Source organism: Actinomyces capricornis, from assembly GCF_019974135.1.
Classification (GTDB): Bacteria; Actinomycetota; Actinomycetes; order Actinomycetales; family Actinomycetaceae; genus Actinomyces; species Actinomyces capricornis.
On sequence record NZ_AP025017.1, the window covers coordinates 678,345 to 704,497 of the forward strand.

The window sequence follows — 26,153 nt, forward strand, 5'->3', positions numbered from 1 at the left end:
GCGCCCGATTGCAGACCCGACTGCAGGCCTGCCCGCAGCGCCCCTACTGCTCCTCGCCCCGGCGCTGGCTGCGCCGGGCGGCCAGGACGGTGACCTCCTCGCGCAGCCACAGCCCCAGGCCCACCGCCCAGCGCACCGGCGCCTGCCAGGTGGCGCTGTAGACGCCGCGCAGGTAGCGGCGCGCTGAGGCGTGGTGGGCCCGGATCATCCTCTCGGGGCGGGCCTTCCAGCTCGCCCCCTGCTCGTGGACGACGACGGCGTCGAGCACCTGGACGTTGAGCCACCCGGCCCGGCCCACGCGCTCCCCCAGGTCCACATCCTCGAAGAACATGAAGTAGTTCTCATCGAAGCCACCCAGGCGGCGCCACACGGCGGCCGGCAGCAGCAGGCAGGCCCCCGAGAGCCAGCCCACCTCGCGCACGCCCTCCTGGGAGTCCACCGCCGTGTGGTAGGCGCTGGAGAAGGGGTTGGATGGCCAGATGCGGCCCAGCAGCGCGTGGCCGCCCCCCTTGAACAGGGAGGGCAGGGCGCGCCCCGAGGGGTAGATGCTGCCGTCGGTGTTGAGCAGGCGCGGCCCCAGGGCCCCGGCGCGGGGGGCGGCCAGGGCCGCGTCCAGGAGACGGTCCAGGCTGCCGGGCTCCCACACCAGGTCGGGGTTGGCCACCACCAGCCACTCCTCCTCCAGGTCCGCGGCCGCCAGGTTGGCTCCGGCCCCATACCCCCGGTTGCGCCCGTCGCCCACCACGCGGGCGCCGTGGGCCTGGGCGGCGGCCTCGACGACGTCGTGCTGCGTGCCGTTGTCGGCGATGACGACGCTCAGCGGGCGCCGGGTCGCCCCGGCCAGGGTTCCCAGGAAGCGGTCGAGCTCGGCACCGGGGTTGTAGGCGACAGTGACGACGCGCACACGCTCGTCGTCCACGGGGCGGTCGGGGGCCGCCGGATCCACAGTTCTGGTCACGGGGGGAGCCTAGCGCCGTGACCAACGTGAGGGGCTTCACCGCTTATAGGCGAATCTCATCCGGGGGGAGGAGAAGAACCCATGGGGATTCTCCGCAGAGTTCCCTATGATCACCAACGTGCCAAAGACAGCCTTGCCGCACGCGCGGCACTCCGTGAAGGATCTGGGCCGCCACGCCGGGCGGCGCGTCATGCTGTGCGTCCTGGCGGTGGCGCTCTTCGCGGCCTCCGGCGTCGGCTTCGCCTGGCACGACCTGCAGTCCCGCATCAACTCCGTGGACGTCGGCGACATCCTGGGCGGGGACCGCCCCGGCGAGGACCTCCCCGACAGCTACGAGGGCCGCGCCGTCAACCTCCTGGTCCTGGGCACGGACTCGCGCAGCGGCGCCAACAACGTCGACAACTCCGAGGGCACCGAGGAGGGGGCCGGGGCCCGCTCGGACACGGCGATGATCATGCACATCTCGGCCGACCGCAAGCGCATCGAGGTCGTCTCCGTGCCCCGCGACACCCTGGTGGACATCCCGGAGTGCACCACCCTGGACGGCGAGACCACCGAGTCCTCCACCGACACGCAGTTCAACTTCGCCTTCTCCAACGGCTCCAACGGCGGCAACGAGACCAAGGACGTGGCCTCCGGGGCGGCCTGCACCCAGCGCACCGTGGAGCAGATGACGGGCATCCGCATCGACGACTTCGTCGTGGTGGACTTCAACGGCCTGTCCACGATGGTCGACTCCCTGGGCGGGGTCAAGGTCTACGTCGATGAGCCGATCGACGACCCCGAGTACACCGGCCTGGTCCTGGACGAGGGCTGCCACACCATGAACGGCGCCACCGCCCTGCAGTACTCCCGCGTGCGCCACGGGGTGGGCAACGGATCGGACATCTCCCGCATCCCCCGCCAGCAGAACCTCGTGGGCGCCATGATGCGCACCGCCCAGTCCAAGAACCTGCTGACCAACGCCGACCAGCTCTACACCTTCTCCGCCTCCGCCCTGGAGACCCTGACCACCTCCGAGCGCATCGGCAAGCTCCAGACCCTCATGGGCCTGGCCTCCAGCGTCCAGAGCGTGGGGATGGAGAACATCAGCTTCATCACCATGCCCCACCAGGAGGCCGAGTGGGACCCGGATCGGGTCGAGCCCACCGCGGAGGCCGATGCGGTGTGGAAGGCGCTGCGGGCAGACAAGCCGGTGGCCGAGGCCTCCGTGACCTCCCAGGCCGACGGCAGCGTCCCCAGCCAGGAGCCCACCGACGGCGAGCAGACCGAGTCCGCCGAGCCCACGCCGGAGGAGCCCACCGCCGAGGAGAGCCAGGACGGCAGCGCCACCCCCAGCGAGGACGCGAGCGCGGCGGCAGCCAAGGCAGCCGCCATCCAGCAGTGCCGGTGAGCCAGCGATGACACATCACCCGCGTACCGGCGCCGGGCCGGCCCGTACCATGGAATGCCGGTGACGCCGGCGAGGAAGGACCCCATAGCGTGAGCTCTGACGATCAGCTTCCCCCCTCCATCTCTCCGGGATCCGGAGGGGCGGACTGGCGTCGTCGTCGCAGCGCCAACGGTGATCCGGCCGGCGCGGGCCGGGGCGGCCGGGGGGCGGTCCCGGGCCCCGGGCAGTCGGGGGACGGCCCCGGCCGCCCGGTGTCCGCCGGCTCGGCCTCCGGCTCCCGGGGGTCCTCCCGTGGCCCCGCAGGCAGTCCCACGATGCCCCCGGCGGTGCCGCCCGCCCGGGCGCCGCGCTCCTCGGCCGGAGCGTCCGGCCAGTCGGGCCCGGCCCAGCCCCCACGATCGATCCCGCCCTCCGCCCGGCGCGCCGGGAGCGCCGTCGGGCCCGGTGGGACCAGGGGAGCCGGCGGCCCCCAGGGACCCGGCGCGTCCGGGACCGCCCGGTCGGCCGCCGCCGCGGGCTCCGGGCGTGCGGGGGATCCCCCGCGTCCGGGTGGGCCCGGTCCGCACGGGCCCGCGGTAGGGACCGGGGCCTCCGGGACCTCCGGGGCACGCCCCCGGCGCCCCCAGCCACCGGCCGCCTCGCGCGGGGCGGGGCGGGAGGAGGCCCACTCCCCCGCCTCGCGCCCCACCGCCGGTTCCACGAGGTCCGGGCAGGCCCAGCCCGGCCGCGCCGCAGCAGGCGCCGCCTCCGGCCGTGACGAGGCCGGTGGGAACGGCGCCGGTGGGAACGGCTTCGCCGGCCCCCGCCGTCCCCGGGTGCCCTCGGGGCAGAGCCGGGCCCGGGCAGGCTCCTCGGCCGTGCCCCTGGATGCCGACGCCGCCCCGGGCACCCCCGCCTCCTCGGGTTCGCAGGCCCCTCGCGGTGGGGCGCCGGCCTCGGCCCGCCGCGGCACCTTCCCGACCCGCCCCCGGGCCTACGAGGGCACCCGAGTGATGCCCGCGGGCGCCCGAGCCTCCCGACCCGACCCGCGCCCCGCCGTCGTGCCCGCGGGGTCCTCACCGGACCAGCCCGAGGCCCCCGCCTCCCGGGACGGCGGGCGGCGCGGGCGGAAGGTGCTGCGCTGGGTGGCCATCACCCTGGTGGTCCTCCTGGTGCTGGTGGGGGCGCGGGTGGCCTGGCTGTGGCACTCGGTGTCCTCCCAGCTCCAGCGCGTCGAGGCGCTCTCGGGGGCGCAGGACACCCCCGGGGAGACCTGGCTCATCGTGGGCTCAGACGCGCGGGCCGATGGGCCGATCCAGGACGGCACCGAGGGCGCGCGCGCCGATTCCGTCATGCTCCTGCACCGGGCGGACAACGGCCAGGCGAGCCTGACCACGCTGCCGCGCGACACCTACGCGGAGATCCCCGACTACGGGGGCGAGAAGATCAATGCCGCCTACTCCCTGGGCGGGCCCCAGCTGCTGGTGCGGACGGTGGAGTCCCTCTCCGGGCTGACCGTGGACCATTATGTGGAGGTCGGCATGGGCGGGGTCTCCCAGATGGTCGATGCGGTGGGGGGCGTGGAGGTCTGCCTGGACTACGACGTCGACGACCCCGACTCGGGGCTGGTGTGGGACACCTCGCAGGGGACCTGCCAGAGCGTGGACGGGACCAAGGCCCTGGCCTACGCGCGCATGCGCAAGGCCGACCCCACCGGGGACATCGGTCGGGGGCTGCGCCAGCGCGCCGTCATCTCGGCGGTGGTGAGCAAGGCCGCCTCGCCCTCGACGATCACCAATTTCTCCCAGCAGGACGCGCTGGTGGATGCCGGCACCCAGGTGCTCACCGTCGATGAGAGCGCCGGCGTGATCGACCTGGCCCAGATGGTGCTGGCCTTCCGCGCGGCCTCCGGGGCGCAGATGACCGGGGCGCCGCCGATCGAGGACCTGGCCTACGAGCCGGGGGGCATCGGCCAGTCGGTGCTCCTCCAGGACACCACCGCGCCGGGCTTCTTCACCAGGCTGCGCGACGGCGAGCTGACCCCCGCCGACTTCAACCAGCCCACCTAACCCCTTCTTTTCGACAATTTGCATGAGATCGTACTTCTCCGGGCCTGGAAAAGTACGATCTCATGCAAATTGTCGAAGGTTGGGCGGGGGTTGGAGGCCCGGGACGGGATGGAGATTGGCGACGACGTCATCGGGGAAGGCCCGCACGAGCTCCTCGACCACCGGGGTCAGGGAGGCGACGTCGACCCAGATGAAGCGCAGGACGGTACCGAGCCGGCGCAGGTCGTCCTCCCGGATCTTCTCCTGGGCCAGGGCCCGCCCGTCCTGCCCGGTGTACTTCAGCAGCCCGTCGGCCTCCACGAGGATCCGGTGCCTCGGCCAGGCCAGGTCAACCCGGTAGCGGCCATGAGGGCCGCTCACGGGCATCTGCAGCACCGGCTCCGGGAAACCGGCTTGCAGGATCACCCAGCGCAGCGCGGACTCCAGGGGGCTCTCGGCACGGGCCGAGGCCTGCTCCACAATCGCCCGGGCGCGCTTGATCCCGCGGCGGGCCCCGCCGCGCTTGAGCCCTTCCAGGCGCGCCAGGAGCGAGGCTCGCGCCTCCTGCTCGGCGCCCTTGTAGCCGGGATCGTCGACGTCGTCGCTCCCGCTGGCCAGGGCGCAGCCGCGTAGGTGGCCGTCCACGACCACCAGAGCATCGCGCGGGTGGAGCTCGCGGGCGCAGTCCAGGACCGTGCGCTCCAGGCTGGTGACTCGCAGGCCCTCGACGTAGACGACGTCCTCCTCGGGCAGGACCTGCACCCGGCGCCGGTGGACGGTGCGCCGGCCGGGGCGTGTGGGGCGCGGGCGGGTTGAGCCGGGGTGCGTCGGGCCGGGGTGCGTGCTGCCTCCGTCAGCCGGCCCGCTGGGGTGGGGGTAGTCGACGACGGGGTAGCGGTAGATGACCCGGCGAGGAGCAGTGCGCTGGATCGTGGTGATGTCGGGCTCGGCCTCCCACAGTGGCAGACCGTGGACGAAGGCGGCCGACTCGTGGGCCAGGACGGCGTCGGTGCGCGAGCAGTGCAGGGCGGCCTGGCAGCGGGCGCGGGTAACCTGGGCCTTGAGCCGCCATGGGGGCTCGGAGAGGTCGAGGGGCTCGATGTAGGCGCCGTCGCGGATCTTGAGCTTGGCCGAGGGGGTGGGCTGGTGGGAGCCGAGGTAGGCCGAGGAGAAGGAGACTGGTGTGGTGTCCATGCCGGCACTGTGCGGCACCGGGCTCGCCTCGCGCCACGGGAGTGATCGGCCCTGTGGAGAGCACCTGCACGAAACCCGCCTGTGGAGCCCGGCCCCTCCCGTCTTTTCGACAATTTGCATGAGATCGTCCTTTTCCGGGCCCGGAAAAGGACGATCTCATGCAAATTGTCGAAAGGAAGGGGAGGTTAGGAGAAGTGGGGGCGGGCGGGGTCGGCCTGCCAGGAGGTGTAGGAGGAGGTGACGATATCGTCGAGATCATGCTCGGCCCTCCAGCCCAGCACCTGCCCGATCCGGGTGGCGTCCCCGATGAGCTGGGGCGGGTCTCCGGCACGGCGCTCGAGCTCCTCGGGGCGCAGGTCCAGGCCCGTGGCGGCGATGACGCGGTCAACGACCTCGCGCACCGAGGACCCCTCGCCGGTGCCCACATTGAAGATGTGCTCGCTCATCTGCCCGCCGCCGGCCAGGTAGTCCAGGGCGGCGATGTGAGCGGTGGCCAGGTCGCGCACGTGGATGTAGTCGCGCACGCAGGTGCCGTCGGGGGTGGGGTAGTCGGTGCCGAAGATCTTGGGGCTCTCGCCGCGCGAGAGGCGGTCCAGGACCATGGGGATGAGGTTGAGGGTGGCCATGTCCCCCAGGTCATCCCATCCGGCGCCGGCGACGTTGAAGTAGCGCAGGCCGGCCCAGCGCAGGCCCCAGGCGCGCTCGGCGTCGGCCATCATCCACTCCCCGATGAGCTTGGTCTCGCCGTAGGGGTTGATGGGGCGGCACTCGATGTCCTCCTGGACGACCTCGACGGGCGGCATCCCGTAGACGGCGGCGGAGGAGGAGAAGATCATCTGGTCGACCCCGGCGTCCTCCATGGCCAGGAGCATGTTGGCCAGGCCCCCGACGTTCTGCTGGTAGTACCAGGCGGGGCGCTCGACGGACTCCCCCACCTGCTTGCGGGCGGCGAAGTGGATGACGGCGGTGACCTCGCGCTGGCGCATGAGCCCGGTGAGCACCTCAACGGCCTGCCCGGAGGCGACGTCGAGCTCGACGAGCGTGGCGCCCTCGACCCGGTCCAGGGTGCCGTAGGAGAGGTCATCGACGACGACGACCTCCTCCCCGCGCTGAAGAAGGAGCCTGACCACGTGGGCGCCGATGTAGCCGGCGCCTCCAGCAACGAGAATACTCATGTCGGAATCGTAACACCGAACATTAGCGACCAGAAGAGCACAGAATCACACTGGGGCTCCGTCCTCGCGGAAGGCTCTGCGGACGGTCGCGCGACGCCGGCCATCACGAGCCACCACGCCCTCCCCTGCCCCGAAGGCAAGCCACCCGACATGCGCCCATGTGCCACAGGCCTCCCGACTCCCGCCCCGATCGGGCACGCAACAGCCCTCCGGCGGGCTACACTCGAGCCACCACACCCCCAGGCCTCTGGATCACGCCCAAATCGGGGGGTCTTTCCTATCAGTCCGACGCCGCTGCCCCGACCTGCTCGCGCAGGGCGGCGCCCTTGGCGTGGGCGAGCTGGGCCAGGTCGGCCTGGAAGGCGCGCATGGCCTCGCGCAGCCGCGCCGCCTCCCGCCCCTCGCCGGCGGCCAGGATGCGCACCGCCAGCAGCCCGGCGTTGCGGGCCCCGCCGATGGAGACCGTGGCCACGGGCACGCCCGCGGGCATCTGCACGATGGACAGCAGGGAGTCCATGCCGTCGAGGTGCTTGAGCGGCACCGGCACGCCGATGACCGGCAGCTCGGTGACCGCGGCCAGCATACCCGGCAGGTGCGCGGCTCCCCCGGCGCCGGCGATGATGGCCCTCAGGCCCCGGGAGGCGGCGGTGCGGCCGTAGTCGATCATCTCGGTGGGCATGCGGTGGGCCGAGACGACGTCGGCCTCATAGGGCACGCCGAACTCCTCCAGCGCCCCGGCGGCGGCGCGCATCACCGGCCAATCGGAGTCCGAGCCCATGACGATCCCGACCACCGGCTGCTCCTGGTTCATCCCTGCCCCCATCGTGTCTTTCCTCCTGTCGTGCCCGTACCGCGCCGTCACTATTCTTACCGGTCGCCGCGCAGGATGGCCACGACGTCGCGCGCCCGGGACAGGGCATCGGCGACCTCCTGGTCCGGCCCCACGGTCATGTTCACGTGCCCCAGTTTGCGCCCCGGGCGCCACTGCTTGCCGTAGAGGTGGATGCGCGCCTCGGGCTCGGCGGCCATGGCACGGGCCAGCGCACCGGGCCCCGGCAGGTCCTGGCCCCCGATGAGGTTGACCATGACGGTCACGGGCGCCACCGCCTGGGCCGCGCCCAGCGGCAGGTCGAGCACGGCGCGCAGGTGCTGGGCGAACTGGCTGGTCACGGCCCCGTCCTGGGTCCAGTGCCCGGAGTTGTGGGGGCGCATGGCCAGCTCGTTGACATACAGGCGGGTCGGCTCCCCGAAGACCTCGATGGCGAAGAGCTCGACGGCGAGCACCCCGGTGACGCCGAAGCGCTCGGCCACCGCCCGCCCGATCCCCTCGGCCTCCTGGGCGGCGGCGGAGTCCAGCCCGGGGGCGGGGGCGATGACCTCGGCGCACATCCCACCCTCCTGGAGGGTGTGGGCCACGGGCCACACGGCGATCTCGCCGCTGGGGCTGCGGGCCAGCAGCACGGCCAGCTCACGTGTGAAGGCGATGGCCTGCTCCACCAGGAGGCTGGCGACGGCGCTGCCCCCCAGACTCCCGCCGCCGCCCGCGCCCTGCCCGGACTCGCCGGCCCGGGTACGGGCGGCCGAGTCGATCCACTGGGCGGCCCGGCCGTCGCGCAGCTCCTCGGCGTCGCGCACGAGCAGGACGCCGTGCCCGTCGTAGCCGCCTCGGGGGGTCTTGAGGACCACGGGCCAGCCGTGCTCGGAGGCGAAGTCCTCGACGGCGCTGATCATCTCCTCGGCGCTGCCCGCGGCCTCGGCCCAGGCGGGCTGGGGCAGGCCGGCCTCGTCCATGGCCCGGCGCATGGCGAGCTTGTCACGGGCGAGCTCCAGGGCCCGGGGCGCGGGCTGGACGCTGAGGCCCTCGGCCTGGAGCGCCTCCAGGAGGGCGGAGTCCTGGTGCTCGTGCTCGAAGGTGAGGACTGCGGCCCTCGGGCCGCCGCTCCCCCCGTCCGGGCCGAGGGCACCGCCCCCCTCGGCCGCGCCGGTCGTGCCGGCCGCATCGGCCCCTGCTGACCGGCCGCTCCCGGCCACCAGGGCGCGCACCGCGGTCTCATCATCGGCGGTGCCCACGGGGGCGTCGACGACGACCTGGCCGGCCGAACCCCGTGGGCTCTCCACCAGGACCCGCAGGTCGATGCCCAGGGCGCTGGCCTCCTCCTGCATCATGCGGGCCAGCTGCCCGCCCCCGATGACGGCCACGATCGGTGCATTCACGCGCCCAGGCTACCCGGCCCCGCCGGCCCGGGCCGGGCACCTCGGCGCCTGCCGCATCCTGCGCCGCCCAGTGCCGCCCCCACGCCCGCTGCACATCTTCAGCGCGCCTCCTCAGGCCCGGGCCTTGGAATCCCGCGGATCCCGGATCCAGAATCCGCCTGTCATCCCCCGAAGATGTGCAGCGCCGGTCCTGTGGCACATCTTCAGCGCCGCGCCGCCGGCCCGGCCCGGCCCGCGCCATCATGCGGTTCCGCGATCCGCGCATGGGGCCCGGGGCGCCGAAGATGTGCAGCGGGGACGCGGCGGGCGCCCGGGATCATCGGCACCGATCCGCCCTGCCCGTAGGGTGAGCCCGTGACGACTCCAGCCACGGCGCCCGCGGCCTCCCCGTCGCAGGCCGGCGCCCCTCCCGCCCCCGAGGCACGGACTGCCCCCAACGGCGCCGCTCCCCCCGACACCTCCGGCCCCGGGGCCACGCCGAGCCGGGACCAGGCCCTCACCCGCCTGCCGCGTGCCCTCCAGGTCCTGGCGGTCTGGGCGGCGGCGAGCCTGACGACCTTCATCATCCTGCGCCTGGGGGCCCAGGACACACCTGCCACGCCCTGGGGCGGGGCCGCCCCCAGCTGGGTGGAGCACATGGCCTTCTGGGATGCGGGCTGGTACGAGCGCATCTCGCGCGAGGGCTACCCCGACACCCTCCCCGTGGACGGCAATGGCCGGGTCACCCAGAACTCCTGGGCCTTCATGCCGCTCCTGCCCCTCCTGGCGGGGCTGCTGGGATGGACCGGCTGGTCCTTCTACGCCTGCGCAGCGGTGGTCTCGGTGGCGGCCTCGGCGGGCGCCGCCGTCGTGGCCGACAGGTGGCTGGCGCCACGCACCGGGCCGACGGCGTCACTGTGGGCGGTGGGCCTGGTGTGGTCCTCCCCCTGCGCGGCGATCCTCCAGGTCCCCTATGCCGAGTCCCTGGGCCTGCTCCTGGTGGGCCTGACCCTGCTGCGCCTGGCGCGCGGGCACGCCCTGAGTGCCATCCCCTTCGCGGTGCTGGCCTCCTTCGCGCGCCCGGTGGGGGTGCCCCTGGGGGCGGCCCTGGGCCTGTGGTGGGCCTGGGAGGTGGCGCACGCCCGGGGGCTGGTGCCCCGCGACTGGTACCGGCGGCTCCTGCCCACCCAGGAGCCGCTGACCGCCCGCTCCCGGCTCCGCCTGCTGATGGCGGCGCTGACCACCTGCGCGGCGGCCCTGGCCTGGCCGGCGATCGCCTGGGCGCTCACGGGCAGGGCGGATGCCTACACGGCCACCGAGACCTCCTGGCGGGGCGATCATCTGGTGCCCTTCACGCCCTGGCTCATCCGCGCGGGATGGTGGGTGGGCGACCACCTGGGTTGGATGCTGGTGCTGGTGGTCCTCCTGGCCGCCGCGCTGGTCCTCTCGGCCCGGGCGGCGCGCCGGCTGGGGGCGCCGGCCTGGTTCTGGTGCCTGGGCTACGTCGTCTACCTGCTGGCCTTCTTCGACCCCACGACCTCCCTCATCCGCCTCCTGCTCCCCCTGGCGCCCCTGGCCTGGGGGGCCGCCTCGGCGCTGGGCATGCGCGGGCGCGCGGCACTGCTCGTGGCCTGCCTGGGGGGCCAGCTGTGGTGGGTGGCCTGGGTGTGGGACCTGGGCACGGTCCACATCCAGTGGGTGCCCTGAACACGCGACCGCCGCGCACCTCAATGCGGCTCCCCTGGTGGGGGCTTCCCTAGGATGCCGGACATGACCGATTCTCCCGGCGCCCAGCCCCGCTCCCTGTCGGCTCGACTGGTGGCCATCATCAAGGAGTTCATGCAGTTCGGAGCGGTGGGGGCGGCGGCCTTCGTCATCGATATCAGCCTGTTCAACCTGCTCCAGCACGGTCCGACGGGCATCCTCGCGGGCCACCCCAACACCGCCAATGCGGTGGCAGCGGTCACGGCCACCTTCTTCTCCTGGGTGGCCAACCGGACGTGGACCTACCGCGGCCGCACCCAGGAGAACGCCGCCCGTGAGGCCTTCCTCTTCGCCTTCGCCAACCTCGGGGGCATCCTCATCACCCAGTTCTGCCTGCTGTTCACCCACCACATCCTGGGGATGGCCTCGCCCCTGGCGGACAACATCGCCGCCTACGTCGTGGGATTCGGCCTGGGCACCGCCTTCCGCTTCCTGTTCTACCACTACGTCGTCTTCACCGGTCACCGCTGAGGCTGCCCGCCGGCTCCGCCGCTCGACGACGGCGCGGACGCGGCCCGCCCCACGCCGGGCACCGCGCCTCGGCACGGATAGAGGACTCACCGGGGCCGGTGGTGCCCGATCCCACACACCGGAGGGGACCACTCTCACGGCCCCCTCCCATGCCTGCCCTTTAGCCTAGCCGGGTGACCGCCCTATCGACCGCGCTGACCACTGCCCTCCCCGCCACGCTACCCGCTCTCGGCCCCGGTCCGGCACCGGCCCTGGGGCCGGAGTGGCTCGACCCGGCCACCATGATCATGACCTTCGTCGGATGGGTGGGACCCTGGTCGGTCCTGGCCGTCATGCTGGTCATCTTCGCCGAGACCGGGCTGCTCGTCGGCTTCTTCCTGCCCGGCGACTCCCTCCTGTTCACCCTGGGGATGTTCGTCCACATCGGGGAGAAGAGCCCCGCCGACGGCGTGCCGGTCAATATCTGGATCGTCTCGATCCTCATGTGGGTGGCCGCCATCGTCGGCGACCAGACCGGCTATGTCATCGGCAAGAAGGCCGGCCCGGCCATCTTCAACAAGCCCGACTCCCGCCTGTTCAAGCAGAAGTACGTCGATGAGACCAGGGTCTTCTTCGAGCGCCACGGCGGCAAGGCCGTGACCCTGGCCCGCTTCGTGCCCATCGTGCGCACCTTCACCCCGGTGATGGCCGGCGTGGGCCAGATGGGCTACCGGCACTTCGTGTTCTACAACGTCCTGGGCGCCACCGTCTGGGCCTTCGCCCTGGTGTGGCTGGGCTACTTCCTGGGCGGCATCGAGTGGATCCGGCACAACATCGACTACGTGATCCTGGGCATCGTCTTCGTCTCCGTGGCGCCAATGCTCTACGCCTGGCTGCGCTCCCGCCTGGTTGCGCGCCGCACCGGGCCCTCCGACGACACCCAGGCCGCCCCGCTGACCAACGAGCCCGCGCTGACCCGCTCATCGGAGCGCGCGGAGACCCGGTGAGGCCATGAGGACGACGGGACCGAGTCCGGCGGGGCTCCACGACGGTGACGCCAGTCCTCAGGCGCGCCCGGCCGGCGGGCGCCGGTGCGCCCTACCCGTGCCCCTGGTGAAGGAGACCCAGCCATGAGCCCCCACACGCCCCCGACCGCGCCCGGGCGGCGCACCTCCATCCCGGGCAATCTCCTGCGCGGTGGCCTCATCGGCCTGGCCGAGACGGTCCCGGGTGTCTCCGGGGGGACCGTGGCCCTGGTGGTGGGCATCTATGACGAGCTCATCGGCTCGGCCTCCCACCTGGTCTCGGCCATCAAGGCCCTGGTCACCGGCCCCGACCGCCTGGCCTCGGCCAGGGCGCACCTGCGCGCCACCCGCTGGCGCCTGCTCATCCCCGTGGCGGTGGGGATGGCGACGGTGGTGCTTGCGGTGGCCGGCCCCATGGCCGACGCCGTCGAGCACTACCCGGTGCAGATGCGCGGGCTGTTCTTCGGCATGGTGCTGGCCTCGATCAGTGTGCCGGTGCGCATGGTGCGCGACTCCCTCAACAGCCGGCCCCTGGGCTCCGGGGCGCGCCCCCGGTGGCTGGCGGCCCGACTGCTGGGCATCGGTGCAACGGCGGCCGTCATCACCTGGCTGCTGGTCTCGCGCCAGCCCTCCCATATCGAGCCCCATCCCCTGGTGATCGTTCCCGCCGCGGCCGTCGCCGTGGCCGCCCTGGTGCTGCCCGGGCTCTCCGGCTCCTTCCTCCTGCTGACCTTCGGCCTCTACGAGCCCACCCTGCGCGCCGTGGATGAGCGCGACCTGGGCTACCTGGGGCTGTTCATCCTGGGGGCCATGCTGGGCCTGGCCCTGGTGGTCAAATCGCTCCAATGGCTGCTGGCCCACCACCAGGTGATGACCCTGTGCGCCCTCATCGGGCTCATGGTGGGCGGCCTCAGGGCGCTGTGGCCATGGCAGGACGAGATGAACCGTGCACTGGCCCCGGGCCACTCCCTGGGCGCCGTCCTGGCCCTGGGACTGCTGGGCTTCGCACTGGTGACCACGATGATCGTCGTCGACCTCGCCATCGCCCGGCGCTCGGCCCGCGAGCGACTGCCCGACACGGGCTCCTGAGCCCGCTCCGCCGGGCTCCCTCCGGCAGGCACCGCCTCCGGTGCTGGGCCTTGCCTGCCGGCCCCAGGACCAGAGCCAGGCCCAGTAGCGCCCTCAGAAGCGCCGGCGTCGCCCCACCGAGACCAGCGCCCCCTGGGGCAGGACGTTATTGGGGTCCAGCGACTTGGGCACGGCATTGAGCAGGATGGAGAAGACCGCCGGGCGCCGCTGGGACAGCTCGATGCGACCGCCGTCGGCCTCCACCAGGTCCTTGGCCAGGGCCAGGCCCACCCCTGTGGAACCGTGGCCCGAGACGTGGCGGTCGAAGATGTAGGGGGCGAGCTCGTCCTCCACGCCCGGCCCCTCGTCGGCCACGTCGATGAAGACGCCGTGCCCACCATTGGCGCCGCGCACGCTGACGCTGGTGGCGCCCCCGCCGTAGCGCAGGGAGTTCTCGATGACGGTGGCCAGCACCTGGGCCAGGGAGCCGGGGGTGGCCAGGACCGGGTGGCCCACCTCATCGCTGAAGGTGATCGTGCGTCCCTCCTGCTGGTAGGCCGGCTCCCACTCCTCGCGCTGCTGGGCGAAGACGTCGGCCAGGTGCAGTGCCTCGGTGGTGCCCCCGCCGGTGCGCCGGGAGATCTTGAGCAGGTCCTCCACCACGCCGGTGAGCCGCTCGACCTGCTCCAGGCAGGCGTGGGCCTCGGCGCGCACCTCCTCCTGGTCGGAGAGCAGCTCGATCTCCTCCAGGCGCAGGCTCAGGGAGGTCAGGGGCGTGCGCAGCTGGTGGGAGGCGTCGGAGGCGAACTGGCGCTCGGCGGCCAGGCGCCCCGCGACGCGCTCGGCGGAGCGGACCAGCTCGGCCTGCACCAGGTCGATCTCCTCGATGCCCGAGGAGCGCAGGCGGGGGCGCACCTGCCCGCTGCCCAGCTGCTCGGCCTCGGCGGCCAGGTAGATCAGTGGTGCCGACAGGCGCCGGGCCGCCTTGGAGGCCACCACGGAGGCGGCCGCCAGGGCCACGACGGTGAGGATGACGATGGTGGCCACCACCGTGAGGATGGCGCTGACCTGGCCGGAGCGGTCCTGCGTGGTGCGCAGGGCCAGGATGATCCACCCGCCACCCAGGGGCGCCCCCAGCAGGACGACGGCCACGGCGACGGCGGACATCGAGGTGACCATGGTTCGACGGCGCATCTGCTACCTCTTCTCAACGGGTCGGCGGGCGAGCAGCGCCCCGGCCCACGAGGGTGCGGCCGGGGCGCATGGTGCGGCGGTCCTGGTGGTGGACCGCAGTGGGCGGGGCTGGCGGTGCCGGGCGGCCGCGACGGCCGACTGGGCCCCGGCTCAGCCCTCGGCCAGGCGGTAGCCGTCGGCCTCGGCGAGCAGGAGGCCGGGGGCCTCCTCGTCGTCGCCGAGCTTGCGCCGCAGCCAGGTGGCGTGCATCTCCAGGGTCTGGGGGCTGCCGGTGGGGTCCTCGCCCCACACCTCCTTGAGGATGTCGTCGCTGTGGACCACGGCCCCGCCGCCGCGCACGAGCACGCGCAGCAGCTCGAACTCGCGGATGGTCAGCTGCAGCTCGCGGCTGCCGACGAAGGCGCGGTGCGCGGCGACGTCGACGCGGACCTGCCCCAGGGCGAGCTCGTCCTCGGTGGCCTCACCGGAGGCGCGCCGCACCTGGGCGCGCACCCGGGCCAGGAGCTCGGCCAGGCGGAAGGGCTTGGTCACGTAGTCGTCCGCTCCGGCGTCCAGGCCGACGACGAGGTCGGTGTCGTCGCTGCGGGCGGTGAGCATGAGGATGGGGATGGTCAGGCCCTGGGCGCGCACCTGACGGGCGACGTCCAGGCCGTCGATATCGGGCAGTCCGAGGTCGAGCACGATGATGTCTGCGCTCCCGACCTCCTCCAGGGCCCCCTTGCCGGTGCCATGGGTCAGGACCGCATAGCCCTCCCGGCCGAAGGCTCGGGCGAGCGGCTCAGAGATAGCAGGGTCGTCTTCAACGAGCAGAACAGTGGTCACACTGGTGATCGTAGGCGACGATGGCGAGGACCGCCATCGTCCGCCGGACCGAGATCTCATCGCCGCCCCATGAGCCGGCGCCGCCGTGGGCGGCCTCAGCGGGGGCGCCCGGTTCGGCCGGCCCGGGAATGCGCTGGTCAGGCCCGCTCCAGGGACCAGGGCACGATCTGCCCCAGCCCCTTGGCCACCACCTCATGGCACTGGCCCACGCGGTACCTGCCGGCGACCGGGCCGTGGAGGATGGCCATGGCGGTGGTCTCGTCCATGCGGATGCCGCCGGGATCGGCGGCGTCGACCAGACGGGAGGCGAGGTTGACGGTGGGGCCGAAGACGTCCCCGGAGCGGGAGACCACGCGCCCGTGCACGAGGGAGGCGCGCACCCGGATGGCGTCGGGGCCGCTCTGGAGCTCCTCGACCAGGGAGGTGACGACGTCGGCGGCGGTGGGCAGGTCGTCGGCGATGTACATGACGGCGTCGCCGATCGTCTTGACCACGCGCGCCCCCCGGGAGGTCACGACGTCGCGGGCCGTGTTCTCGAAGTCCTCCAGCAGGAGGGTCAGGGCGCGCTTGCTCATGCCCTGGGCGCGCTGGGTGAAGGAGACGATGTCGACGAATCCGAGGGCCCGGGTCAGGGGGTAGAAGTCGGGGCCGGTGTCCTCGCGGTCGCGGTTGGCGACCTCGGCGTCGGTGCGGCTGAGGAGGGAGGCCAGGTGGCGGCGCCAGACGTAGGCCAGCTGCTTGGACAGGGTGTCGACCATGTCCCCGACCTCGCTGAGCGCCTCCAGGCGCGCCTGGGTGTCATTCAGGCCGCGGCGCTGGATGAGGTCGCCCACGAGGGTCTCGAACTGCCACAGCACGAGGCGGTCCATGGTGTAGGACTGGGCGCGCAGCAGCTCCAGGGCCCCGGCCACCTCCATGCCCTGGTCGCCGTCCTGGCAGATGAGGGACAGCGTGTTGCGCAGCGCCGCGGCGTCGCTCCCGGTGAAGCGGACCTCATCGGGGGCGACGTCGGCGAAGCCCATGGCCCGCCAGAAGCGCTTGGCCATCTCCAGGTCAGTGCCCGCCTGCTCGGCCATCTGCTCCAGGGTCAGGATGGGGTCCTCCCCCAGGAGCAGGCGCTGGTGGCCTGCCAGCGCGGCCCAGTCCTCGACCCCCGCCTGCCTACTCTCGCCCTCCTCGGGGCTCTCCTTAACTGCCATCACCGCGCTAGAGTAGCGCAGGTCACACGCAAGCGCTCGTTGAGGATTCACTCCGTGAAACACGGGGCTCAGGAACGACCGCGCACAAGCCTGACATCCCCGGCCTGCAGGACGACCGTCCCACTCTCAGTGCGCAGGACCAGGCCCGGGTCGAGGTCGATGGCCAGGCCCTCCACGCAGCCACTGGGGGCCTGGACGCTGACCCGCTGGCCCAGGGTGGCGCAGGCCTCGCGCAACTGCTGGGCGAGCCCTCCACCGGCGGACCGCGGATCTCCACCGACCTCCTCCCACTGGACCAGGCGCTGGCGCAGTCGGGCACCGATTTCCTCGCGCACCTCCTCGGGCTCGGCCTCCACCCCCAGGGTGCGCAGAGAGGCGGCCCAGGGGACGGGCAGCTGCTCGACGCTCTGACGGACGTTGACGCCGATGCCCAGGACGATGGCGGGGGCCTGATCGCGCGTGGGGGGCCGGCCATCGGGCAGGGGCAGCCCCGGTAGGGGGACCAGTTCGGCCAGGACGCCGGCGAGCTTGCGGCTGGTGCCCCAGCCCTCGACCTCGGGGGGCGCGGGGGCCGGGTCCTCGGCGGGGGCGGTGGGCAGGGCGACGACGTCGTTGGGCCATTTGGTGCTCAGGCGCCACCGCCGGGGGTCGATGCGGGGGGCCAGCGCGTCGTGGACGGCCAGGCCCGCCAGGAGCGGCAGCCAGGCCAGGGCATCGACGGGCACGAGCGGGCGCAGCACGACCGAGACGGTCAGCGCCCCGGTGGCCGGGGTGGTCCAGGTGTTGCCCGAGCGTCCGCGCCCGGCGCTCTGCCCCAGTGCGTGCAGGGCGGAGAAGTGCGGCCAGTGGTCGGCCCTGGCCCCGGTGAGGTCGGCGCGCAGGTCATCCTGGGTGGAGCCGGTCATGGGCACGACCCGCAGCGGGGAGAAGACACTCGTCGCACTGTCCGCGGCGGAGGTGGTGCAGCTCATGCGACGACCCTACCGCCACAGGACGGCGATAGGGCGGGATAGGGCATGGGGCGGGCCTGCCCTGGCCGCGTCCCGCCCGGTGGGCTCGCGGCGCGGACCGCCCGGGATGGGCCCCGTCCCGGGTACCAGCGGGCCGCTAGGGTGGGGGCGTGATCCTCCTGGCATCCCGGTCCTCCGGCCGCCTGGCGACGCTGCGCGCCGCCGGCGTTGAGCCCCTCGTCCGCGTCTCGACAGTCGATGAGGAGGCCGTGCTGGGGGCGCTCAGGCGGCGCGCTCCCGAGGCGGGGCCCGCCGAGCAGGTCCAGGAGCTGGCCCGGGCCAAGGCCCTGGAGGTCGCCGGTCGCACGCACGCGCAGGAGGCCCGCGTCGTCGTGGGCTGCGACTCGATGCTGGAGATCGACGGCCTCGTGGTGGGCAAGCCGGCCAGCGCCCAGCAGGCCCGCGAGCGCTGGCTGTCCATGCGAGGCAGGAGCGGCACGCTGCACTCCGGCCACTTCCTGGTGCGCACGGCCGATGGCGCCAGCGCGCAGGGCGTGAGCTCGACGGTGGTGCACTTCGGTGAGCCGGGCCTGGAGGAGATCGAGGCCTATATCGCCACCGGTGAGCCCCTGTGGTGTGCGGGCGCCTTCACGATCGACGGCCTGGGCGGGGCCTTCATCGAGGGCGTGGAGGGAGACCCGCACGGGGTGGTGGGCCTCTCCCTGCCGCTGCTGCGCCGGCTCCTGGCACAGCTGGGGGTGACCTGGACCGACCTGTGGGCTCCGTCATCGACCGATCCGGACGTGGGCGGTTGACGCGGCCCCAGTCCCCTCCACCGCCGAGTCAGGCGATGGAGGCGGAGTGGAGGGCTCAGGCGGCCTGGGTGCCGGGGGCCGCGGAGATGACCTTCATGAGCTGGGAGAGCAGGCCCAGCTCGTCACGGCTGAGGCGGTCCAGGACGTGGCGGCGCACGCCGTCGAGGTGGACGGGTGCGGCCTGCCGCAGGAAGGCCAGGCCGGCCTCGGTCAGCTCGCAGTTGACGCCGCGCTTGTCGGAGGCGCAGGAGACCCGCACCACGTAGCCCTCCTTCTCCAGGCGCCCGACGGTGTGGGTCAGGCGGGAGCGGGAGTGGGAGACGTGCTCGGCGAGGGTGGACATGCGCATGGAGTGCTGGGGGGCCTCGGAGAGGCGCACGAGAATCTCGTACTCGTGCATGGAGATGCCGCAGCCGGCTTCGAGCTCGTGGTTGAGGCGCGCGGTCACGGCGGTGGAGGCGGCGAGGAAGGCGCGCCAGGAGTCCATCTCCAGCGGGTCGAGGTGCCGGTACTGGGCCGTATCCCCGCAGGTCTGGGCCGGTTCGACGGCCTGGCCGCAGGCGGTCGGGGCCTCCTCCTTGGCGGGTACCGCCTCCTGGCCGCAGGTGTTGGCCGGCACGGCCTCCTGGCCGCAGGTGTTGGCCGGCACGGCCTCCTGGCCGCAGGTGTTGGCCGGCACGGCCTCCTGGCCGCAGCTCCGGGTTGGATCGACGACGTTCTGCCCACGGGTGCGGGCCGGGTCGACGGCTGTGCGGCCGGGCGCAGGGGCGGGATCGATGACAGCCTGCCCGCAGGCGGTCGCCGCGCCACCGGGCTCCTCGATGCCGGATTCAGCGGTCTTCTTCTCGGCGCTGCTCACCGCTTTAACTCCTTCCGACCACGGCTGTGCACCACGGCCACTCGCCACCTTCTGCTTGTCGTTCAGGATTGAACAACTCACATGATCTATTTATAACACTTGCTAAGGCTATCGTCGCGTTCTTTGTCGCGGTCGGCAAGTGCCGTGGGACACGGCGGCGCGGATGGCGGGGGCCGTCCCCGCACATGATCCCATCATGGTCACGACTCCCGGAACGGCAGTCATTGGGGCAGCCGCACCGACACTCTTCCGTGACCTGCGCACTTCCCGGCGCCAGCAGCCCCTCATCGACGCGGAGGGGCCTGGCGGCCACCCGCCGACGGGAGGCCGACCTCATCAGACCTCTTTGACCTTTCTCACTATCGCCGACCCGCTCCAGTGCAGGTGAGCGCACCCTCATGGCCGCACCCCAAGGACGATCAGGTGCCGACCGCACTCCGGAACAACCCCGAGGCTCTTCACCGCTGCCTATCTGTTGATGTCGCACTCAAGCACAGGGGCTGCTCACGCTACACACGCGCAAGGACAAGCCAATTCTTTTGGCTCACACAGGAACCTCCCAGATCCACCAGGAGGGGGGCGCCCTCCCCCGGTGGAACCTCAAGGGGGGCGGTGAACCGGAACCGCAGGTGGTGGGCAGGCCCCCCGTCCCCAGGCACGAGGGCGAGGGACAGGGCCCCGAGCAGGAGCCCGTGGGCGACGACGGACCGCCGGCCCACATCGAGTCCCGCCTGCGCCGCCGCCCCGCAGCACAGGTGGAGCGCATTGCGGTCACCGCTCCTGAGGGCCCAGGCCTCGACGTCGTCCCGACGCAGCCGCAGCTCGAATGCGCCGCGCCGGGGCTCCTGGCGCCCGGGCCCCTCAGGAGCGGCGGCGGTGTCGGTGTCGGCGGCACGCCCGGCCGCATCGAGCCTGCGGGCGAGCTCGTGGCGGACCACCCAGGCGGCGCCCAGGACGTGCACCGTGGAACAGGTGCGGATGAGCTCCCACCCGGAGCGCTTCACGGTGCGGACCGTGGGGCGCGTGGAGGGGTGCCGGTCTCCTGGCGCGGGGACCTCCGAGAGCGCCGAGGTCTTCGGCAGGACGCCGATCGTCCCCGTGCCGTCGGGCGCCATCAGGCGGGCGCCTTCCCAGGAGGCCCGGCCCACTGGCGGAGGGCGCCGGCCACCTGCCGCTGCCAGGAGCTGCTGTGAGCATGAACGGTGGATGAGCCCGTCCCAGGGCGCGATGACGCGCTGCAGCTCCTCCAGGGTCAGGACAGCCGGCAGGATGCCCACGGCGCCGCGCCAGCCGGCGGTCTCGGCGAATCCCTGTTCCTGCAGCTGTTGCCCTGCGCCACCGCTCGCCCCGGACGGCGGGACGGCGCTGCCGTCCGGCGGGCGCGGGGCGGCGCCCGCCTGTGGAGCCGGTGGTGGAGCCGGTTCCCGCGCCCGGCGCAGGATGGGTCGCAGCACTGCGGCCAGCGCCTGGGCACGCGCATCGTTGGGGGGCTCGGGGCTCACCCGCTCGATGCTAGGCCCTCCCCGCTTCCCGCTGCACGTCGTCGGTGCTACCCCGGCGGATCGACCCCGCCCCTCCCGCACCATCCGGTCCTCACGCCATCCGAAGGTGTGCAGCAGGGGCGCGAGGGCATGAAGGAGCCCCGCCGACGCATGGTCGACGGGGCTCGCAGGTCCGCCCTGGGCGGCAGCCGATCGGCTGGTGGCCGACTCAGCGGGTCTCGCGGTGCTCGGTGTGCTTGCCGCAGCGGGCGCAGAACTTCGAGACGGCCAGGCGGTCGGGGGTGTTACGGCGGTTCTTCTTGGTGATGTAGTTGCGCTCCTTGCACTCCGAGCAGGCCAGAGTGATCTTGGGGCGAACGTCGGCGGACTTGCTGGCCACGTTTGACTCCTCGTGTCGATCCTCGAGCATGCGTCGGAAGCGCTGTACTCGAACCTTGCGTAGCGGGGGAGGGACTCGAACCCTCGACCTCACGATTATGAGTCGTGCGCTCTAACCAGCTGAGCTACCTCGCCATAGGAACACAATGGGGGCCATTGGCCCCCGCTGTGAGAGCCCCGAAAGGGAATCGAACCCTTGACCTTCTCCTTACCATGGAGACGCTCTGCCTACTGAGCTATCGGGGCAACGAGCGGAATCCTAGGCAGATCCGGATCGCCTTGGCAATCCGACCGCCCGTGGCCTCCCTCTCATTGCGGGCCTCCGCCCGGAGGCGGATCTGATCACCGGGGTGATCATGGTGGCGGGTGAGGGATTCGAACCCCCGTAGCATTCCGCGGCTGATTTACAGTCAGCTCCCATTGGCCGCTCGGGCAACCCGCCTTCGCTCCGCACGGGGCCCGGCAGGGCCTCCGCTTGGTGCCGTGGAAGAATAGCAAGTCCTCAGCTGGGGCGCCAATCCCCTCCGTAGGACCCTGCTCACAGGGGTGATCCGTGGGAGGATCGGGCCGTCCGGCGGCGCCGGCCGGGCCCGCCCGAGCCGGTGGCGCTCCCCCGTGGGCCGCGACCCACGGGGCCGGCGCACCTGACCAGAACCGACCAGAGAGGCACACCATGGCATCCGACTCCTCCTTCGACGTCGTCTCCCGGCTGGACCGCCAGGAGGTGGACAACGCCGTCAACCAGTGCGCCAAGGAGATCTCCCAGCGCTACGACTTCCGGGGAGTGGATGCCGCGGTCTCCCTGTCGGGGGACACGATCACCATGGAGGCCAACAGCCCCGAGCGGGTCCTGGCGATCCTGGACGTCCTGGAGTCCAAGCTCTTCCGCCGCGGGGTCTCCCTCAAGGCCCTGGACCTGGGCGACAAGGAGCCCCGGCCCAGCGGGAAGATCTACCGCCTGGCCTGCCCCCTGCGCGAGGGCCTGACCCAGGAGGTGGCCAAGCAGGTCACCAAGGCGATCCGCGAGCAGGGCCCCAAGGGCGTCAAGGCCACGATCCAGGGGGACGAGGTGCGCGTGTCCTCCAAGTCGCGCGACGACCTCCAGGCGGTCATCGCCCTGCTCAAGGACCTCGACGTCGACGCGGCCCTCCAGTTCGTCAACTACCGCTGAGGGCCGCACGGCCGCCTGGCCTCACGAGGACAGGATCGTCAGGACGGCCTTGACGCGGCGGTGGACGGCGGAGTCGGGCAGCAGCCCGAGTTTGGCGAAGATCCGCTGGGTGTGCTTCTCCACGGCCCCCTCGGTGACCACCAGGCGCTCGGCGATCGCGGCGTTGGTGTGGCCCTCGGCCATGAGGCCGAGCACCTCCCTCTCACGCGGGGTGAGGCGCTCCACGGGGTCGTCTCGCCGTCCTCGCTGCATCACCTGGGCCACGACGTCGGGGTCGAGCACGAGCTCGCCGCGCGCCACGCGCTCGACGGCCTCCAGGAAGGTGTCGATATGACTGACCCGGTCCTTGAGCAGGTAGCCCAGTGCTCCCCCGCCGTCGGCCATGAGCTCGGGCAGGTAGCCGGCCACCACGTACTGGCTGAGCAGGAGGATGGGGGCCTGGGGCCATTGGGCGCGTATGGCGGCGGCGGCCCTGAGGCCCTCGTCGGTGTGCGAGGGCGGCATGCGGATATCGGCGATGACGATCTCAGGGCGCAGCTCCAGGGCCTGGGCCACCAAGGCCGGGCCGTCCCCGACGTCGGCGACGACCTCGTGGCCGCCCTCGGCCAGGATGAGGGCGAGCCCCTGGCGCAGCAGGACGGAGTCGTCGGCGATCAGGACGCGCACGGGATCACCACCTCCACGCGAGTGGGGCCGCCCTGCGGGGAGGTGAGCGTCAGGCGCCCATCCACGCCGGCCAGGCGCTCGGCCAGTCCGGACAGGCCGTGGCCCTTGGCCGGCGAGGCCCCGCCCATGCCGTTGTCCTCCACCCAGGCGTGAAGGAGGCCGTCGCGCACGGCGGCGCCCACGTGGGCGCGCGTGGCCCCGGAGTGCTTGTTGACGTTGGCCAGGGCCTCGCTGATGACGAAGTAGGCGGCCTGGGCGGCGTGGTCGGGCAGGTCGGGCAGGTCGGCGCTGACGGTGACGGGCACGGATGAGAGCGTAGCGGCCTCCGAGATCGCGGCGCCCAGGCCGCGGTCCACCAGGATCGGCGGGGCGATGCCGCGCGAAAGGTGGCGCAGCTCGTCGAGGGTGGCCTGGGCCTGGCCCATGGCCTCCTGGAGGATCTGGGTGGTGGCCTGCGGGTCCTTGCCCGCCTGGCGCTTGGCGCGCGCCAGGTCCATCGTCAGGCGCACGAGGCGCTGCTGGGGGCCGTCGTGGATGTCGCGCTCCAAGCGGCGGCGGGTGTCGGACTCGGCGCGCTGGACGGCGGCCCGGGAGGTCTCCAGGCGTCCCACCTCACCGCGCCAGGAGAGCATGAGGCGGGTCAGTCCGCTGTGCACGGCTGCCAGGCCCCGCAGGACGGCGGGTGCGGCGGCCAGGAAGAGGACTGCGATGATGAGGTCGACGACGATGTTCCACAGGAGGGGGTACGGCAGTCCCAGCAGCTCGGCCCAGCCCTGATTGCTCTCGGGGACGATCAGTTCCGGGACGACCTCGACGATCGGCGCCAGCAGGCCGCCCACGGCAACGGAGAGCCATATCACCGTCAGGGACCACAGGGCCAGGGAGACCGGGAAGGAGACCACGATCCACAGCAGGTCCATCCACCGCTGGGGGTCCTTGAGGGGGTGCAGGAGGCCCCGGATGGTGCTGGCGCCCTGCGGCACGGGGAGGTAGTGGGCGGGAACGGGGGCGGAGCCGTCGACGGCGCTGGCCGCCCGGCGGGCCATGTCCGCGAAGCCGCCGGTGAACAGGAGGGTCATCACCAGGATGGGCAGGCCCACCCAGATGACGATCGTGCCGATGCCCAGTGAGGTGAGGGGGACCACGAGGCAGAAGGCCATCAGGTGGACGGGCCAGGCCAGTAGGAGGTAGGCGGCGTCCCTGCGGGCCTGCGGCAGGCGGCGGGACCAGGAGCGGAGGAGGTTCATGGCTCAATTCTCATCGCGCGCTCCCCCGCTGGCAGCCCGGCGACCTGGCCAAGCGGTTGTCGGGCCAGCCCGACAACCGCTGGCGGGTACACCGTGCTGGGGCCCGCAGTCGAGCAGGCCCTTGTCCAAGCAGTGCCTGAGCACGCCTTCGGTAGGCCCCGACTGCGCCCAGGCAGTCCCCGGCCCACAACCTCATCAGGGCGTGCGAGGCTGCGCGAGAGCGGCCGCCATGCCCGCGGCGATCTGCGCGGCCCACCGGGCGTAGCGCGCGGCCTCCTCTCGCGCGGCGTCGTCTCGCGCGGCCTCGCCATGCGCCTGCCCCACCCGAGAGGCCCCGCCCGGGGTCTCCTCGGGCGCTCCCGCCCCGTGCACGCCCCTATCGCCCGTGGCCTCGCCTCGGCTCAGGCAGTACAGCAGGTTGCCCATCCTGTCGATGAGCTCATAGGCATCGCGCCGGGCCAGGAGGCAGGCCGCGTCCCTGACCGAGGCATGCCCCGGACTCCACCGCACCGGGCCCGCCCCTCCCCCCGCCCCGGGCGCCCGACACCCCATCCGGGGCGCCTGGGCCGCCATGACGCGCACATACTCCTCCACCAGCGCCTGGACATCCAGGCTCCCCAGGGGCACGTACCACGGCCCGCCACTGACCCGCCCGCCGATGAGCGCCAGGTCCTTGGCCACGTCCCCGGGCCCGGCCCACTCGAAGTCGATGAGCCGCGGCACGCCCTCGCAGACCACGACGTTGGTGCGCACCACGTCGCCATGGATGAGGGGGTGGACGGGGGCCTCCCGGAAGGCCGGATCGTGGCGCGTCAGCGCCTCGCGCCAGGCCCCCAGCAGCGGGGCCACCAGGGGGTGCTCCAGGGTCCACGGGGCACTCCCCCGCCACCAGGCCAGTACCTCATCCCCCTGCGCGCTGGCGGGGGCCACCGTCGTCGGCATCATGGCCACCGGGGTCCTGTCGCAGGCGGTGGCCGACGACGGCGCAGCGCCCCCTCCCAGACCCTTCTCACCGACCGCCTCGCCCAGCGCCTCGGCCACCATCTCCCCGGCCGTCCCGACCAGGGCGAGGTGGAGCCGGGCGAGCTGACCGGCGAGCGCCGCGAGCAGGGGCGGCCCCCAGTCCCGGGGCGGCAGGACCCGCCCGGGCACGTGGGTGGTCACCATGTAGGGGGCGCCCAGGGGGCTGTCGGGGCCCGGCTCCATGGCGATGGCCCTGGTGCCGAGCTCGGGCGGGATGCGCCCAAGCGCCGCGAACTCGGCAGCCATGGGCCGGGGCATGTCGGCGGTGGCGCGTCGCTGCACGCGCACCACCCGCGCCCGGCCCCCGCTGCGCACCAGCCAGGCGGCGTAACTCTCCCCTCGGCCGAGTGCCTCCACGCGGGCCCCACCGCTGGGGATGCCGCGCAGTTCACCGGCCTGCGCCGCGGCTCGGATCCGCCCGCCCAGGTCCGCGTTCCCTCCTCCGAGCGCACCAGGCGGCGCCATCGCGCTCACGGCCCTGCCCCGAGCAGGGTCGACAAGGCGCGAATGATGCGACCCGCAGCGCCCGCGGGGGGCAGGCGCGCGGTGTCCAGCCTCAGGCCCGCCTCGGGCCAGGGCTCGTAGTCGCGGGTGCGGACCTCCCGCCAATCGGGCAGCACCAGTCCCTTGATGTCGCTGGCGCGCCCCTCCACACGGCGGCGGTGCTCACCCGCATCTGAGCAGACCAGCTCAACGCCGAGGAAGGCGCACCCGAGGTCACCAGCAGTCGCCTCCCACAGGCGCCGGGTAAGAGGCATGGGGTTGACGCATTCGGCCAGCACATCCCCGCCAGTGGCCAGAACATCTCGGGACACCGCTGCGGCCGCGGCGTACCCGGCGCCGCCGGGCGTACCGGGACGCATCTCGCCGCTCTCGCGCAGGGCCTGCTCGATGGAGTCGATCCGCAGCCAGGTCATGGGCCGCAGGCCCAGGACCTCCCGGCACACCGTGGTCTTGCCGACGCCGGGCAGGCCACCGATGACGACGAGGCACGGGCGGAGCGGGCCGCCTCGCGCCTGACCGGCATCGAGCGGCGCAGCGGGGTTGGTCACGGGGATATGCGGACGCACCGGACACCGC

24 protein-coding genes and 3 tRNA genes are annotated in these 26,153 nt (G+C 72.9%); 8 read left to right on the forward strand and 19 right to left on the reverse strand.

All coding sequences use genetic code 11. The features are described from left to right. Positions 1-43: 43 nt before the first annotated feature. Positions 44-958, reverse strand: coding sequence for a glycosyltransferase family 2 protein (locus MANAM107_RS02720; protein WP_223910797.1), 915 nt, complete (start codon positions 956-958; stop codon positions 44-46). Positions 959-1,076: 118 nt separating this feature from the next. On the opposite strand from MANAM107_RS02720, the gene MANAM107_RS02725 reads away from it, so the two are divergent. Continuing rightward, positions 1,077-2,351, forward strand: a complete 1,275-nt coding sequence (locus MANAM107_RS02725; protein WP_223910801.1) for an LCP family protein — start codon at positions 1,077-1,079, stop codon at positions 2,349-2,351. Positions 2,352-2,440: 89 nt separating this feature from the next. Beyond that, entirely contained in the window at positions 2,441-4,399 is a 1,959-nt protein-coding gene (locus MANAM107_RS13035) for an LCP family protein (RefSeq protein WP_263421917.1), read from the forward strand. 60 nt (positions 4,400-4,459) lie between these two features. Here MANAM107_RS13035 and MANAM107_RS02735 read toward each other — a convergent pair whose 3' ends face one another. The 4 genes from MANAM107_RS02735 to MANAM107_RS02750 form a co-directional block, all read right to left on the reverse strand. Then, positions 4,460-5,572 (reverse strand): putative endonuclease domain-containing protein, encoded by a 1,113-nt coding sequence (locus MANAM107_RS02735; protein WP_223910805.1) that lies wholly within the window; start codon positions 5,570-5,572, stop codon positions 4,460-4,462. 185 nt (positions 5,573-5,757) lie between these two features. Further along, complete coding sequence (gene galE, locus MANAM107_RS02740) at positions 5,758-6,747, reverse strand: UDP-glucose 4-epimerase GalE (protein ID WP_223910809.1); 990 nt, start codon at positions 6,745-6,747, stop codon at positions 5,758-5,760. Positions 6,748-7,027: 280 nt separating this feature from the next. Then, positions 7,028-7,558, reverse strand: a complete 531-nt coding sequence (gene purE / locus MANAM107_RS02745) for a 5-(carboxyamino)imidazole ribonucleotide mutase (RefSeq protein WP_223912792.1) — start codon at positions 7,556-7,558, stop codon at positions 7,028-7,030. Positions 7,559-7,614: 56 nt separating this feature from the next. Beyond that, on the reverse strand, positions 7,615-8,961 hold the full coding sequence (locus tag MANAM107_RS02750; protein WP_223910812.1) for a 5-(carboxyamino)imidazole ribonucleotide synthase: 1,347 nt from the start codon (positions 8,959-8,961) through the stop codon (positions 7,615-7,617). A gap of 354 nt (positions 8,962-9,315) precedes the next feature. Between MANAM107_RS02750 and MANAM107_RS02755 the strand changes: the two genes are divergently transcribed. The 4 genes from MANAM107_RS02755 to MANAM107_RS02770 all read left to right on the forward strand — a co-directional run bounded on the left by MANAM107_RS02755 (position 9,316) and on the right by MANAM107_RS02770 (position 13,268). Beyond that, positions 9,316-10,647, forward strand: a complete 1,332-nt coding sequence (locus tag MANAM107_RS02755; protein ID WP_223910815.1) for a hypothetical protein — start codon at positions 9,316-9,318, stop codon at positions 10,645-10,647. A 54-nt stretch (positions 10,648-10,701) separates the two neighbouring features. Continuing rightward, positions 10,702-11,175, forward strand: a complete 474-nt coding sequence (locus MANAM107_RS02760; RefSeq protein ID WP_223910818.1) for a GtrA family protein — start codon at positions 10,702-10,704, stop codon at positions 11,173-11,175. A 173-nt stretch (positions 11,176-11,348) separates the two neighbouring features. After that, complete coding sequence (locus MANAM107_RS02765) at positions 11,349-12,161, forward strand: VTT domain-containing protein (protein ID WP_223910821.1); 813 nt, start codon at positions 11,349-11,351, stop codon at positions 12,159-12,161. A gap of 123 nt (positions 12,162-12,284) precedes the next feature. Next, the gene (locus MANAM107_RS02770) at positions 12,285-13,268 is read left to right on the forward strand and encodes a DUF368 domain-containing protein (RefSeq protein ID WP_223910824.1); all 984 of its coding nucleotides are present in this window, start codon (positions 12,285-12,287) and stop codon (positions 13,266-13,268) included. A gap of 93 nt (positions 13,269-13,361) precedes the next feature. Here MANAM107_RS02770 and MANAM107_RS02775 read toward each other — a convergent pair whose 3' ends face one another. The 4 genes from MANAM107_RS02775 to MANAM107_RS02790 form a co-directional block, all read right to left on the reverse strand. Further along, positions 13,362-14,441: a sensor histidine kinase gene (locus tag MANAM107_RS02775; protein WP_223910827.1), complete on the reverse strand. Its 1,080-nt coding sequence runs from the start codon at positions 14,439-14,441 to the stop codon at positions 13,362-13,364. 150 nt (positions 14,442-14,591) lie between these two features. After that, positions 14,592-15,263 carry a response regulator transcription factor gene (locus MANAM107_RS02780; protein ID WP_179901033.1) on the reverse strand — a complete coding sequence of 224 codons (672 nt, stop codon included), beginning with the start codon at positions 15,261-15,263 and terminating at the stop codon, positions 14,592-14,594. Positions 15,264-15,400: 137 nt separating this feature from the next. Then, positions 15,401-16,462 carry an adenylate/guanylate cyclase domain-containing protein gene (locus MANAM107_RS02785; RefSeq protein WP_223912795.1) on the reverse strand — a complete coding sequence of 354 codons (1,062 nt, stop codon included), beginning with the start codon at positions 16,460-16,462 and terminating at the stop codon, positions 15,401-15,403. Between the two features lie 68 nt (positions 16,463-16,530). Continuing rightward, positions 16,531-17,433, reverse strand: coding sequence for a biotin--[acetyl-CoA-carboxylase] ligase (locus tag MANAM107_RS02790; RefSeq protein WP_223910831.1), 903 nt, complete (start codon positions 17,431-17,433; stop codon positions 16,531-16,533). A 149-nt stretch (positions 17,434-17,582) separates the two neighbouring features. Here MANAM107_RS02790 and MANAM107_RS02795 point away from each other — a divergent pair, with 149 nt between their 5' ends. Beyond that, on the forward strand, positions 17,583-18,227 hold the full coding sequence (locus tag MANAM107_RS02795; protein WP_223910834.1) for a nucleoside triphosphate pyrophosphatase: 645 nt from the start codon (positions 17,583-17,585) through the stop codon (positions 18,225-18,227). A 55-nt stretch (positions 18,228-18,282) separates the two neighbouring features. Here the strand turns inward: MANAM107_RS02795 and MANAM107_RS02800 are convergent, their stop codons facing one another. The 6 genes from MANAM107_RS02800 to MANAM107_RS02825 form a co-directional block, all read right to left on the reverse strand. Further along, on the reverse strand, positions 18,283-19,086 hold the full coding sequence (locus tag MANAM107_RS02800) for a MarR family winged helix-turn-helix transcriptional regulator (protein WP_223910837.1): 804 nt from the start codon (positions 19,084-19,086) through the stop codon (positions 18,283-18,285). Between the two features lie 509 nt (positions 19,087-19,595). Further along, positions 19,596-20,588, reverse strand: a complete 993-nt coding sequence (locus MANAM107_RS02805) for a MaoC/PaaZ C-terminal domain-containing protein (protein WP_223910840.1) — start codon at positions 20,586-20,588, stop codon at positions 19,596-19,598. Between the two features lie 208 nt (positions 20,589-20,796). After that, positions 20,797-20,967 carry a 50S ribosomal protein L33 gene (gene rpmG, locus MANAM107_RS02810; RefSeq protein WP_179900713.1) on the reverse strand — a complete coding sequence of 57 codons (171 nt, stop codon included), beginning with the start codon at positions 20,965-20,967 and terminating at the stop codon, positions 20,797-20,799. A gap of 60 nt (positions 20,968-21,027) precedes the next feature. Continuing rightward, positions 21,028-21,101: transfer RNA gene (locus MANAM107_RS02815), tRNA-Met, on the reverse strand. Positions 21,102-21,139: 38 nt separating this feature from the next. Further along, positions 21,140-21,212: transfer RNA gene (locus tag MANAM107_RS02820), tRNA-Thr, on the reverse strand. A 111-nt stretch (positions 21,213-21,323) separates the two neighbouring features. Beyond that, positions 21,324-21,408, reverse strand: a tRNA-Tyr gene (locus MANAM107_RS02825). A gap of 231 nt (positions 21,409-21,639) precedes the next feature. On the opposite strand from MANAM107_RS02825, the gene MANAM107_RS02830 reads away from it, so the two are divergent. Next, positions 21,640-22,137, forward strand: a complete 498-nt coding sequence (locus MANAM107_RS02830) for a YajQ family cyclic di-GMP-binding protein (protein WP_179900712.1) — start codon at positions 21,640-21,642, stop codon at positions 22,135-22,137. Between the two features lie 21 nt (positions 22,138-22,158). On the opposite strand, the gene MANAM107_RS02835 is transcribed toward MANAM107_RS02830, so the two are convergent. From MANAM107_RS02835 to MANAM107_RS02850, 4 genes are all read right to left on the reverse strand, one after another. After that, a complete protein-coding gene (locus MANAM107_RS02835) occupies positions 22,159-22,803 on the reverse strand; it encodes a response regulator transcription factor (RefSeq protein ID WP_223910843.1) in 645 nt (214 codons plus the stop codon). Then, on the reverse strand, positions 22,791-24,050 hold the full coding sequence (locus MANAM107_RS02840; protein ID WP_223910846.1) for a sensor histidine kinase: 1,260 nt from the start codon (positions 24,048-24,050) through the stop codon (positions 22,791-22,793). Before MANAM107_RS02840 ends, MANAM107_RS02835 begins: the two co-directional genes overlap by 13 nt. 195 nt (positions 24,051-24,245) lie before the next feature. After that, positions 24,246-25,538 (reverse strand): phosphotransferase, encoded by a 1,293-nt coding sequence (locus MANAM107_RS02845; RefSeq protein ID WP_223912798.1) that lies wholly within the window; start codon positions 25,536-25,538, stop codon positions 24,246-24,248. 5 nt (positions 25,539-25,543) lie between these two features. Beyond that, positions 25,544-26,053, reverse strand: coding sequence for a P-loop nucleotide/nucleoside kinase family protein (locus MANAM107_RS02850; RefSeq protein ID WP_223912802.1), 510 nt, complete (start codon positions 26,051-26,053; stop codon positions 25,544-25,546). Positions 26,054-26,153 lie beyond the last annotated feature (100 nt).